Raw genomic sequence first — 11,301 nt, 5'->3', positions numbered from 1 at the left:
CGCCTTATGCTTATCTAAATTGTAAAGAAAACCGGGCGATGTTTTCTATTTTTTGCAAGTCAATCTCAAAAACCGAGTAAAAAATTATAAAACTGTGAGAAAAAATTAATTTAAAAACCTAAGCTTATATTAATATTTTCTACACTTAAATTACTTTTTAAAAGTAAATGCAAAACCTTAATTATATGAAGGAAGCATAATGGAAATATTAGGCGTAGATATCGGCGGAAGCGGCATTAAAGGCGCTATCGTCGAAACCGACAGCGGCACTTTGCTTACAGAAAGGATCAGAATCAAAACTCCGCAGCCCGCCACTCCCGAAGCCATAGCCCAAACGCTAAAAGAGCTGGTTGCAACTATAAAATGGGACGGTCCCGTATCCTGCGGTTTTCCGGCCCGCGTTATAAGAGGTACGGTTCTTACCGCGGCTAACATTGATAAAAGCTGGATTAATACACCGGTTGAAAAACTTTTCTCCGAAACTTTAGGACAACCTGTTTTCGTCGCTAATGATGCCGATGTTGCAGGAATCGCCGAAATGCATTTCGGCGCCGGTAAAGAATACCTTGATAAACAGGTCATCGTGCTTACTATCGGCACCGGTATCGGATCGGCTATTTTCTTAAACGGCAAACTTTATACCAATTCGGAATTAGGTCACTTGATTTTCCACGGCGACAGCGCTGAAAAATACTGCTCGGATGCCGCCCGCGAAAAAGCCGGCATCAAATGGAAAGAATTCGGCGATCGCTTCAATGAATACCTCAAGCATCTGGAGTTCGTCATGCATCCTGACGTCTTCATTTTAGGCGGCGGAGCCTCCAAGAAATTTGAAAAATATGCTGATCGCTTTAATTTGTCTACGGAAGTGATTCCCGCTAAAACGCTTAATCTTGCAGGCATTATCGGCGCAGCCTTATACGGAGAGCAAAGACTTACCGGAAACTGATTTTTAAACTGTTTTTAATAAGGAGCGCTTTTTGTGCTCCTTTTTTAACTGTAAATAAACATGCTAAACAGGCAGCAGATATTTGAAAAAATTAAAAAGCTTTTAGCCCTATCGCACAGTTCCAATTCCTCAGAGGCAGCTATCGCTCTTTCGCGAGCGCAAAAACTCATGAAAGAGCACAGCATAACTCTTGATGATATCAATTTAAATTCAATTACGGAACTTGAGCTAGATGCCCCTTCCGCGCTGCGCGCCAAACATTTGATAGGACTATTAGGCAGCATCATAAGCAGCGCTTTCGGCCTTGACTATTTTTTTCACACCGTAAACGGCAAAATAAACAGCATAATTTTTATCGGTGCAAAAGATCGTGTTGAAGCGGCAGGATATGCTTTCACCTTGCTTTCCCGCCAAATTTGCGTAATTAAAAAAGAATTTGCCAAACAAGAGCGCATCAGACTTTCCGCACTTACACGGCAAAAAATAGCCTTATTTTCAGAACAACGAATATTAGAGTACTCACAATCTTTTAAAATGCCTCCTGCCGCCGTTTTTGCGTACATCAAGAAAACGGTCAAGCAGCAAGAAAATAAAGAAGTTTGTAAAAATACCGAAGCTTACGTTTACGGTTATTTAAAAGTTTTAAAAGAAAAAGTTCAGGACTACGCTTTAAGCTTTAGTGAACAAAAACTGATAACGGAATATAAGGCCCAAAACTACCCGAATCTTACCGATATGAGACAACGCAGCAAAAAATTTACTCAAGAAATGATACAGTCATATACCCGCGGTAATAAAGATGCACAAACATTCAACATATTTCAGGGAGTGAAAGGAAAAACTACGGCTCGGCTTCGTTTTGATGATTAAACAAAAAGCGCTGAAAATAAAATCAGCGCTTCATTTACAGCTTTCAGAGATTATAAAGACTTTAAGAAAGCCGCGATTTCTTCATCTTGGCAGTTAGGATAGAACAGCTCGGCAAACTTAGGATCGTCAATAGTGTTCTTGACGAAATCGCGATCCAATCCCTTTAACACTTCGATTAAAGGACGCTGAGTGATTTCCTTAACGCCGTCTAAAATCTTCTTGTTGCGCTGCTCGGCCTCGACTCTCTCAGGAGGATACCCGCCGCCGAACGGAGCTGCAAACAGCTTTTCAAAGGTATAACGCAAGTTAAGCTCGCCGCCCCAGCCGAAATTCTGGGCATAAGGCAAGGAAATGGCATTACCGGCATTTACCTGGGTAAAAAGATATGCATCAACAGGAGAAGTCACATGACCGCACTGCACGCCGGGGAATGCGTTGCATGCAACGCAGGCACCCTCACCGGTACCGCAGCCGGTTACGACGAAATCGGCAACCTTGCAGTTTAGTACCAATGAAGCAAGCAAACCGTTCATTACATATGTAAGGCAGCGCTTATCTTCAGCGGTATACATACCGAAATTTAAAACCTCATGACCGTGAGCTTTAGCAGCACGGTTTAACTCTTCAAAAATAATCTTGTTTTTTCCGGCTTGGGAATTTTCCAGAATAAGAGCGATTTTCATATTCATTTTTCCTAAAAAAGAAATTACCAGAACATACTATATAGCAATCAACGACAGGTTGTATCAAAAAAACACAAATTTTTCATTGTTCTATACAGGTTCAATATACTCAATCTTAATTTCCACCCGCTCATTGGCGTAATAACGATCGACGCCTACCGAAAAAGCAGCTTTAACCTCAATTCCCGGCAAAAGATTTTTTTCATAAACCGAAGCCCGAAACCTTATCGCGCTAAAAACCGTATTATCCGTACGCAACCTGAATCTGACATGCCGATTGGCAAGGACTCGAGTCTCTTCAATATAAAACACGCCGTCAAATACCGGCTCGGGGAAACCTTGCCCCCAAGGCCCGCATGCCTCAAGTGCCAAGGCAAAATCCAGATCCTTAAAATAAGATTCGGGTAAAATGCCGTCTGACAGAACTTCCTCTTCACCTTTATCATTAAGGATCAATGCTTCTTTATTTAAAAGCTCTTTAAAGCGCTTGAGCTGCGTAACCTTCAAAGTAGCTCCTGCCGCCATTGAGTGTCCGCCGTAACGCAGCAGCAAATCCGGTGCGGCATCATTGATGTGATTTAAAGCCCCGACTATGGAAAAACCGGGAACCGAGCGTGCCGATCCAGTAACATTCTCCGTATCTCCGGCAAAAACAAAACAAGGCTTTTGATATTGTTCTTTAAGCCGCCCGGCGATAAGTCCTGAAATTCCGCTTAACCATGAAGATCGGTATAAAACCAAAACATTATCGTTTGCCTGCAGCAAAGCGTCCTCTTTGGCTTCGGCAAGCATTACCTTTTCAAAATCACTGCGGCGGCGGTTGCAAAAATCAAGTTTTACCGCAAGGGAAAGTGCTTTGTCATAATCATCACTTAAAAGACACAACAGCGCCGGATTATCATCAAGCTTCAATCTTCCTGCCGCATTAAGACGCGGACATAAGTCAAAAGCGATAGAGACAGGATCGATTTTTGCCATATCGATTCTTGACACTTCGGCAAGAGCTTTCACCCCGATTTGCGCATTTTGCCTGTGCATGCGCTGCAATCCCGCTTTAACCAAACGACGATTATTGGCATCAAGATTTACTACATCACCTATAGTTCCGATTGCAACTAAATCCAAAAACTGCCCCATGCAGGGAGCTGCCGAGCGTGATAAGTAATATCCTTTTTCAATAAGAACCGCCCTAACCGCGATTAAAACATAAAAAAGAACCCCGACTCCGCACAGATTCTTAGAAGCGAAATTGCAGTCACACCGCTTAGGATCGACGACCGCAGCAGCTTCGGGCAGAGTACCTAAACTTTCATGATGGTCGGTTATGACTAAATCAATTCCTTTTTCTTTGGCATATAATGCCGCTTCACAGCAGCTAATACCGTTATCTACGGTAATTATCAGTGTCACTCCATTTTCTACGGCTTTATCAATCATTTTAAATGACAATCCGTATCCGCCGTCATACCGAGACGGCACATCAAACAACACTTTATCCAAGCCGAAAGTTTTCAGACACAAAACCCCAAGAGCCGTACCCGTAATCCCGTCTACATCATAATCGCCGCAAACCATGACGATTTCTTTATTAATTACGGCTGCAGCAATTCGTTCAGACGCTTCCTTGATATCTTTTAAATCACGATAATGTAAAAGTAATGCAAGATCGGGAGAAAGCTCTTTATCCGATGTAACTCCGCGGCTTACCAGAACCTGCCGCAATATCGGATCGGAAATACAATCTTTAAGCGCACTGTCATCTACTTTTTCCCGTCTTACAATCTTCACTTTTCTCTCCTCTAAAAACGGCACAAATTGTAACACAAGAAAAAAGCCTCTTAGGGTTATAAGCCGGACTTAAAACTTAAGGAAATTTATCATACCCAAAACAAGATTTTTCCTATCTCATGAAAGAATGATCGTTTTTTCATTGAAATCGCTATGTTTTTGTTAAAATAACTAAGATCGGTTAACGGGGATATAAATTGAAGCGACTGCAAAATCAGGCCTATCAGCAAAGAAGCTTGTTTCTCCTGCTTCCTCTCATGCTTTTTGCTCTGCTTATATGGACGCTTAACCCGCGCATTACCACTGAAATGACTCCGGGTCTTCGTCATTTGTGCCTTAATATCATCCGCGTCGTTTTTCCCGGAATTTTTGCCGTGATGCTGGTTTTACTTATTCCGCTTAAAAACCGTTTCATTCAATTTGTCATCACTTTAAGTTCTTATATCATCCTCATTGTTCTCGTCGCCAATATCAATCCCGATCTGCTGCATAACCCCGTTATCTGCTCATTTGCCGCTTCCGCCTCAATTCTTGCGATGCTGCCGTCTTCCGTATTGTTTGACGAAGATCAATCCGTAAATGACTCTCATGAAGGCAACCGTATTTCGGCTTTTATCCTGCCCTACCTCGTTCTTATAGGATCGATCGTCATATTGCGGCAAATACAAAGCTTTGTCGAATTCAGCTTCAGCCCGTCCTTCGGAACAAGCTTCTTATCTTTTATTTATGCACCGATTTTTCTTGTAATGCAGACTTTCGGTCATCATGAATTTTTAAGCTATCTTGCTTCAACCAATTACGATCCTTTAATGCGCAACGCATTTATCAATGCTATTTTCGTCAGCAACGTCATTTCATTGCCGACGATTATTTTAGTGCGATCTTTTTTTAACGGGCCCGGCTTAAGAGTGTTTTTAACCTTTCTCTCAGCTATCTGTGCCATGACTGCATCAATAGGCGGCTGCGTCTCGCTTATTTCATTACTGATAATGATTTTTCTGCCCGGGACCTTCATCGTGTTTTTATTAAACAGCGTAATCCTGTGTTTTTTGTCTTACTTCATGATCCTGCCGGCTTTAACCGAGATCTCCAATCTCTATACTCCCGACATCAATATGATGACGAGTCACCTTATCGGTTTTAGAAAAACACATCTTTATCTTTTCCTATTTGCTTTCATCTTCCCCGTTTTTTACGTCCTTATCAGCATTATGTTCAAAAAAGAGCGCACTCAGGTAATAAAGCAAAGAAAATCCTTAATAAAAGCGGGAACCGGCGCCAATAATAAAAATAGCCCCGATTTAAGTGTTATTGCGATTTTGCGTTCCATAGGCGGACTTAGTAATTTGCGTGACGTAAAACGGCAAGGAAGTACCGTTTTCCTGCATATTAACGATATCGCGTTCATCAATATGCCGACTTTAAACACTTTGACCAACAAGAAAATTTCTTATGACCGCATTAAACGGGTTTTATCCTGTGATTTCGGGGATAATGCGGCTTTCTTTCAAAAACGCCTGCAGCTTCTAAACGCCAATGAATTCTTCATGACCGAGCAGGAAGTCCCTTTAACCCCGGCATTTGCAATAAAACCCATGCCGCACGTTAAACCCTTATAGGTGATATATGTCTGACTGGATTCAAATTAAAATACGTACCACTTCAAAAAACGCCGATACTATCGCAGCATTGCTGGAGCAATTAGGATCGCTTGCCGTCACCTACTCCGACGCAGAAGACAGCCCGATTTTAGAGCCCCTCCCCGGCGAACGCCGCTTATGGCCCAATACGGATGTAACCGGTCTTTTTGATAAAGGAACCGACGATAAAGCCATCGTCAATTCGTTAAAGCAAATTTTAGGCGATCATGTGCCTGTCATGTCGGTCAATTTAGAAGACAGAGATTGGATTAGAGCCTGGATGGATTCATTCAAGCCGTTAAAATTCGGTAAAAAGCTATGGATCTGCCCCACTTGGTGTAAGGTTCCCGACTCTGACGCCGTTACCGTTATGCTCGATCCCGGTCTTGCTTTCGGAACCGGAACCCATCCGACCACATCTTTATGTCTTGAATGGCTTGACGGCCTTAACCTCTTAGATAAAACAGTTCTTGACTACGGCTGCGGCTCCGGAATTCTTGCCATCGCAGCATTAAAACTCGGCGCAAAAGAAGCTTACGGCGTCGATATCGATCCGCAGGCTCTTGAAGCAAGTGAAGAAAACGCCAAGCGCAACGGTGTTTTAGATAAATTAACCTTATGCGACGGTAAAAAATCCAGCTCTGTCTTAACTCCGGCGCCGGTTACCGTAGCCAATATTCTCTGCGGCCCGCTTGCAGAGCTTGAACCGCATATTGCCAAACTTACCGCCCAAGGCGGTATGCTGGCTTTATCGGGTATTTTGACCGAGCAGGCCCCTGAAATCATTGACGCTTACAGTAAGGACTTCAACATGGCTTTAAGTCGTGAAAAGGACGGATGGGCGTTAATTACAGGGCAAAAGAAGTAAATTTGCATATATAGGGCTATAATAAAATTTTCTTTGGTAGATTTAAGGAATAAGCATGGCAGCAATAAGACCTCGTGAAAGATCAGCAATCATTCAATCGCTGCGCGCCGGCGTAACTCCGCGTATCGGACTGGAACACATTCAGGTAGGACGAGTTAACGAGGTTAAAGCCTTAATTGAAGATCTAGACAGGATCTGCGAAGGCGGAAGCGCTTTCAGACTTATCATCGGAGATTTCGGTGCCGGTAAATCCTTCTTTTTACAACTAATCCGTTACATTGCGCTGGAAAAAGGCATGGTTGCCGTAAATGCGGATCTGTCACCGGATCGCCGCCTGCAGGCAAGCAACGGACAAGCCCGCAACCTCTATCAAGAGTTAACCCGCAATATTGCCACCCGAGCCCACCCCGAAGGCAACGCGATGATTCCCATCATCGAAAAATTTATTACCGTTCAGCGATCTGAAGCTGAAAAACAGGGAAAGGACGTTGAAGTACTTATCAAAGAAAAGCTATCCTCACTTTCTGAGCTTGTCGGCGGCTATGATTTTGCCAAAGTGATTGCGGCATATTGGCGCGGCTACAATGAAGATAACGAAGAATTAAAAGCCGCAGCCGTAAGATATCTGCGCGGAGAATATTCCACCCGCACCGAAGCAAGAAACGATTTGGACGTAAGAACCATCATCGATGATTCTTCCGTTTACGATCACTTAAAATTATTAGCCCGTTTTGTCGTCCAGGCAGGATACAAAGGTCTTATTGTCAATCTTGACGAAATGGTCAATTTATACAAGATCTCCAACCAGCGTTCCCGCTCGGCAAACTATGAGCAAATTCTGCGTATCTTAAATGATTGTCTGCAGGGCTCTGCTGAATATTTAGGTTTTCTTTTAGGCGGAACTCCAGAATTTCTAATCGATCCGCGCAAAGGTCTTTACAGTTATGAGGCTTTACATTCACGCCTTGCTGAAAACTCATTTGCCCAAATTGCCAACGTCGTTGATTACACGAGTCCGGTTTTGATGCTGGAAAATCTGCACCCGGAAGAACTTTACGTCCTTTTATGCAATATCCGCAATGTGTTTGCCGGCGGCGATAAAGAAAAATATCTGCTGCCGGACGAAGCGCTTACCGCATTCTTACAGCATTGCAGCAACCGTATCGGCGATGCGTACTTCAGAACACCGCGCAATACTATTAAGGCTTTTACCGATCTTCTGGCTATTTTGGCGCAAAACCCCGATCTGAAATGGCAAACGCTGATTGAGGGCATTAATGTCGCCAATGAAAGTGATCCTTCTTTGGTAACGGTTAAAAATGACGCTTCATCCGATAAGGATGACAGCAATGACGAGGACGCTCTGACCGCCTTTACCCTATGACGGAAAACCCTATAGATTTACTGGATCCGCGGCTTTTAAAATGGATCAGACAGCGGGGATGGCAGGATCTGCATCCGGTGCAGAAAAATGCCATCATCCCGATTTTAAACAGCAGCGATGACATAATCATTTCCGCATCAACAGCAAGCGGTAAAACCGAAGCTGCGTTTTTGCCGGCACTTACTTACATTGCAAAAGAAAATAAACCAGGCATCAGGATCCTCTGCATCAGCCCGCTTAAAGCTTTAATCAACGATCAGACAAGAAGATTAAAAGATCTGACCGAAAGTCTGAAAATTACCGTTACGCCATGGCATGGGGACAGTGCCGCCAACAATAAAAAAAAGCTGTTTGACAATCCTCAGGGAATTTTACTCATTACCCCCGAATCTCTTGAGTCTCTTTTGATGAATCATAACGCTTTTGTAAAAGAAGCGTTTAAAAATACCGATTTTGTCATCATTGATGAATTCCACGCTTTCATGGGCACTCAGCGCGGCTATCAGCTCCAATCGCAGCTGCACCGCATTGAAAACAGCGTTGCTCGCGTTATAAGGCGTATCGCCATTTCCGCCACCTTTTCAAATTTAAGCTCAGTAACAGAATACCTGCGTCCGAACAACCATACTATAAAATGCGATTTAATCAAAGACGACAGCGTCGGTAAATCTCGCCTTGCCGTACAAGTGCGCGGCTATATCATTGACAATGATGATGTAGAAAAAGGAATTAATGAAGTAAAGCGCCTAACAAAGGACGAAGAGATAATAAAAACCTCCGATACCCGCTATCGGGAAATTGCCGGAGATATTTTCAGATTGCTGCGCGGTACGACTAATCTTGTTTTCACCAATTCAAGAGCCGCAACCGAAGTCATTGCAAACGATCTTCACGAGCTGTGCGATAAGAATCACGTACCGCAGGAATTCTTCCCTCATCACGGATCCTTGTCAAAAGACATGCGTGAAAGTCTTGAAGCTAGACTTCAGGAAGGGAGACTGCCTACTACGGCCATATGCACCGCAACACTTGAGCTCGGTATTGATATAAGCAATGTTGCCTCCATAGGTCAGATATCTCCGCCGTTATCCGTTGCTTCATTGCGTCAGCGCTTAGGGCGCTCCGGACGCCGTGACGGTCTTGCGGTTTTAAGACTTTTCATTCCTGAATATTACAGCTCAAAACATTATTTAACCGAGCAACTTTCGGAAGACACGGTTTTGTCAGCAGCAATGATTAAGCTTTTGCTAAATCGCTGGTATGAGCCTCCGCTTGAAAAAGAGTACTCTTTTTCCACATTAGTCCAACAAACCCTTTCAGTTATTGCGGCAAACGGCAGTGTTTCAGCCAAAAATCTTTGGGAACTGCTTTGCAAGACAGGACCTTTTAATCTTTGTACTGCACCTTTATACGCAAACTTTCTGCGTTCGCTTGCCGAGCACGATCTCATCGTACAATTGCGTGACGGTACATTAACTTTAGGGCTTGAAGGCGAAAGATTGTGCAGTCAATGGAAATTCTACGCTTCTTTTGAAACCTTACCTGATTACATTATTGAATATAACGGTAAACACATCGGAACCATTCCTTTGTGTCAGCCGATAGCGGTTCAAGATACTTTTCTTTTTGCCGGTAACGGTTGGATTGTTAGCGACGTTAACCCCCAAAAACGCATCATTTCAGTCAAACCGTATAAATTTCATGCATCTCCGTTATCCGTTTCCGGAAATACCGGCTTTATCCATGATGAAATCCGCATGACTATGTTTGATATTTATATGAAAGGCAACTATCCGCCTTGTCTTAATTCACAGGCTAAAGAAAACCTTGCTGCAGGACGTGATACTTTCTTTAATTTAGGTCTTGATAAAAAGTGCATGATCTCAGGTCCGCAAGGGCTTGCTCTTTTCCCTTGGAAAGGAGATCGCATCATGCGTACCGTCAGTCTCATGCTCGCAAAAGAGCAGATTAAAAATGTCCAATACAATAGCCATATCGAGCTTGAATACTGCTCTATTGACTCTTTAAAAGTCGCAGTAGCCAACATCCTAAGGCAAAACGACATTAAACTTAACGATTTGGTAATGAAAGTTAAAAACCTTGAAACAGACAAGTTTGACTACTGTTTAAGCGATGAGCTAAAACGCCTTAACTATGCTCATCGTTCGCTTGATTTAGACGGTGCTCTAACCTTTTTTAAGCGTCTTGCCAAAGAACTTTAATGTAATTATTCGGCAACAGCCGCAAGCAAATTTTATTGCATACCTAAAAACTAAAGCTCCTCAAACATTATGAAAATAATGCGACAAAGGAGTTTTTAATTTGTAATCCAAAATCAACAAGTTTTTCCCACTTCCTCAATTGCCGCCACTTCACGCATGGCTTCGTGCTTATCATCTTTATTTTCATTGATAATAATAACAGCAAGCGTGATCACTTCTTTGTTTGTAAGTCTTAATCCGTATCTCTTTTCCCGGATTTGCGCTTTCGCTTCCTCAAGCTTCTCTTTGCCGCTGTCGGACTTGCCTATTACCTTAAATTCACAGATATAAATCCTATCCCCATCCCCAAAACATAAGTCGCTTATGCCTAAAGCCGTATGATACTCCGCATAAGTGTTATACCCCAGTATCTGCAGCATCCCCTTATATACGTCACGAAATGCGTATTCTTTAAAACTTACTACGCTTTCATAGGAAAACTCGTTTAAGATTCTACAAAAGCCTGCTTTACCTCCAAATTAGGTATCACTTTGATTTTAGATAAATCAAGATGAATTACATTATAGGTTCTATCATTCCATAAATTATCGGTAACGATTTTAAGACCTTGGAACTTATCAAGCCCGTTTGAGAACAGCTCATGGAAAGTACTGAGCAGAGTAGATTTACCGAATCTGCACGGGCGGGATAAAAAAATCGGAGCATCGAATTTTGCCAAATCGGCAACTAAATCCGTTTTGTCCACATAAATTTTACCCCTATCACAAAACTCACTAAAGGAAGTAACACTTAAAGGCAATTCGGTTAAATTGATCATCATTTCTTTCTACAGATCTCATACAATCAAGAGATTAACAGCAAAGTTTATCAAAAAAGATCAGCGGCTAAGACCCTGTC

General features: G+C 42.7%; 10 protein-coding genes. 6 read left to right on the top strand and 4 right to left on the bottom strand.

Going from position 1 to position 11,301, the window contains the following annotated elements; genetic code table 11:
- The first annotated feature begins 199 nt into the window (after positions 1-199).
- Together ppgK and HMPREF9444_RS10525 are read left to right on the top strand one after the other, a co-directional pair.
- On the top strand, positions 200-949 hold the full coding sequence (gene ppgK / locus HMPREF9444_RS04740) for a polyphosphate--glucose phosphotransferase (protein WP_009143235.1): 750 nt from the start codon (positions 200-202) through the stop codon (positions 947-949).
- 60 nt (positions 950-1,009) lie between these two features.
- Entirely contained in the window at positions 1,010-1,819 is an 810-nt protein-coding gene (locus tag HMPREF9444_RS10525; protein WP_009143234.1) for a DUF2786 domain-containing protein, read from the top strand.
- A 50-nt stretch (positions 1,820-1,869) separates the two neighbouring features.
- On the opposite strand, the gene HMPREF9444_RS04730 is transcribed toward HMPREF9444_RS10525, so the two are convergent.
- Positions 1,870-2,502 (bottom strand): RpiB/LacA/LacB family sugar-phosphate isomerase, encoded by a 633-nt coding sequence (locus HMPREF9444_RS04730; protein WP_040909244.1) that lies wholly within the window; start codon positions 2,500-2,502, stop codon positions 1,870-1,872.
- A gap of 90 nt (positions 2,503-2,592) precedes the next feature.
- The gene (recJ, locus tag HMPREF9444_RS04725) at positions 2,593-4,290 is read right to left on the bottom strand and encodes a single-stranded-DNA-specific exonuclease RecJ (RefSeq protein WP_050779003.1); all 1,698 of its coding nucleotides are present in this window, start codon (positions 4,288-4,290) and stop codon (positions 2,593-2,595) included.
- A gap of 197 nt (positions 4,291-4,487) precedes the next feature.
- On the opposite strand from recJ, the gene HMPREF9444_RS04720 reads away from it, so the two are divergent.
- The 4 genes from HMPREF9444_RS04720 to HMPREF9444_RS04705 are packed head-to-tail and all read left to right on the top strand — an operon-like array spanning position 4,488 to position 10,404.
- Positions 4,488-5,909 (top strand): hypothetical protein, encoded by a 1,422-nt coding sequence (locus HMPREF9444_RS04720; protein ID WP_040909243.1) that lies wholly within the window; start codon positions 4,488-4,490, stop codon positions 5,907-5,909.
- 7 nt (positions 5,910-5,916) lie between these two features.
- A complete protein-coding gene (gene prmA / locus HMPREF9444_RS04715; RefSeq protein ID WP_009143228.1) occupies positions 5,917-6,798 on the top strand; it encodes a 50S ribosomal protein L11 methyltransferase in 882 nt (293 codons plus the stop codon).
- 55 nt (positions 6,799-6,853) lie between these two features.
- Positions 6,854-8,182: an ATP-binding protein gene (locus HMPREF9444_RS04710; RefSeq protein ID WP_009143227.1), complete on the top strand. Its 1,329-nt coding sequence runs from the start codon at positions 6,854-6,856 to the stop codon at positions 8,180-8,182.
- A complete protein-coding gene (locus HMPREF9444_RS04705) occupies positions 8,179-10,404 on the top strand; it encodes a DEAD/DEAH box helicase (RefSeq protein ID WP_009143226.1) in 2,226 nt (741 codons plus the stop codon). The genes HMPREF9444_RS04710 and HMPREF9444_RS04705 overlap by 4 nt, the downstream gene beginning before the upstream one ends.
- Positions 10,405-10,517: 113 nt before the next feature.
- Here the strand turns inward: HMPREF9444_RS04705 and HMPREF9444_RS11235 are convergent, their stop codons facing one another.
- On the bottom strand, positions 10,518-10,895 hold the full coding sequence (locus HMPREF9444_RS11235) for a PD-(D/E)XK nuclease domain-containing protein (protein WP_407083899.1): 378 nt from the start codon (positions 10,893-10,895) through the stop codon (positions 10,518-10,520).
- On the bottom strand, positions 10,889-11,224 hold the full coding sequence (locus tag HMPREF9444_RS11230; protein WP_009143224.1) for an AAA family ATPase: 336 nt from the start codon (positions 11,222-11,224) through the stop codon (positions 10,889-10,891). Before HMPREF9444_RS11230 ends, HMPREF9444_RS11235 begins: the two co-directional genes overlap by 7 nt.
- Positions 11,225-11,301: the final 77 nt, after the last annotated feature.

Source organism: Succinatimonas hippei YIT 12066 (genome assembly GCF_000188195.1).
GTDB classification, from domain to species: Bacteria; Pseudomonadota; Gammaproteobacteria; order Enterobacterales; family Succinivibrionaceae; genus Succinatimonas; species Succinatimonas hippei.
This window is presented reverse-complemented; position numbering and strand designations above follow the sequence as displayed.

Excerpts from the sequence above, each read along its gene's own strand:
- HMPREF9444_RS11230 (WP_009143224.1), bottom strand. The coding sequence starts at position 11,224 with ATGATGATCAATTTAACCGAATTGCCTTTAAGTGTTACTTCCTTTAGT.
- HMPREF9444_RS04730 (WP_040909244.1), bottom strand. The coding sequence starts at position 2,502 with ATGAAAATCGCTCTTATTCTGGAAAATTCCCAAGCCGGAAAAAACAAG.
- prmA (WP_009143228.1), top strand. The coding sequence starts at position 5,917 with ATGTCTGACTGGATTCAAATTAAAATACGTACCACTTCAAAAAACGCC.
- HMPREF9444_RS04705 (WP_009143226.1), top strand. The coding sequence starts at position 8,179 with ATGACGGAAAACCCTATAGATTTACTGGATCCGCGGCTTTTAAAATGG.
- HMPREF9444_RS10525 (WP_009143234.1), top strand. The coding sequence starts at position 1,010 with ATGCTAAACAGGCAGCAGATATTTGAAAAAATTAAAAAGCTTTTAGCC.
- ppgK (WP_009143235.1), top strand. The coding sequence starts at position 200 with ATGGAAATATTAGGCGTAGATATCGGCGGAAGCGGCATTAAAGGCGCT.
- HMPREF9444_RS04710 (WP_009143227.1), top strand. The coding sequence starts at position 6,854 with ATGGCAGCAATAAGACCTCGTGAAAGATCAGCAATCATTCAATCGCTG.